Source organism: Oleiphilus sp. HI0061 (assembly GCF_001635675.1).
This window is the reverse complement of the sequence record NZ_LWFE01000623.1, coordinates 1-670: the sequence shown is the minus strand read 5'-3', so window position 1 is coordinate 670 and position 670 is coordinate 1. Positions and strand designations below refer to the sequence as shown.

Below are 670 nucleotides of genomic sequence, written 5' to 3'. Positions count from 1 at the left end.
TCAGAGAGATATCTCGTGCAACCATCGTCGCGGGATAAATACTAAAAACGCCTAAAGCAAAAAAGGCTGCGCCAACATAGGCAATATCAACCCCCGCTACCAACAAGCCAACTGAGATAACAACATCGAAGGCAATAGGAACCGGAAAAAAAGCAGCGCACAAGGCCACCACAATTAGTATTATTAAGGTCCACGACCCATTTAAGTTATCTAGTGAAACAAATTCTGCTACAAGCGCAGCAAGCCCCCCAGCTAAAAGCATAAGAGGCAGCGCCCCTTTTAAGATAAACCCTAAATGCCCCAAATATGCTTTGGTAAATTCAAAGACAAACTGAAGCCCCCTAGTTTGTTGCGTAATTGCACAGGCATTTAGCGGGAGATCAATACCACTACCTTTAAACTTACCACCCTCGCCATGAAAACGAGCACTTAAAAAGGGAATTACCAGTAAGACAAAAAATACGATCAAGATGTACTTAATGGCAACTAGCTCTATGGGCAGCAAGCTTAGTGACATCGCAACCACGATAAAATTAAAGCTTGGCGAACTACTCAGCATCGATAAAGCGGTGGGAGTAGGAAGGCCTCCCCGGTATAAACCAAAAGCAATGGGCGTAGAACAGTTGGCGCAAACACCCAAAGGAGTTCCGAGCAAGGCACCAATAAACGC

Annotated in this window: 2 protein-coding genes; one reads left to right on the top strand and one right to left on the bottom strand. The window is 44.9% G+C overall.

The genetic code is table 11. The annotated features are described in order from the left end of the window. On the bottom strand, nucleotides 1–469 hold a 469-nt coding region (locus A3735_RS30525; protein WP_231882508.1), incomplete at its 3' end, for a hypothetical protein. A gap of 10 nt (nucleotides 470–479) precedes the next feature. On the opposite strand from A3735_RS30525, the gene A3735_RS31780 reads away from it, so the two are divergent. After that, on the top strand, nucleotides 480–670 hold a 191-nt coding region (locus A3735_RS31780), incomplete at its 3' end, for a hypothetical protein (protein WP_231882507.1).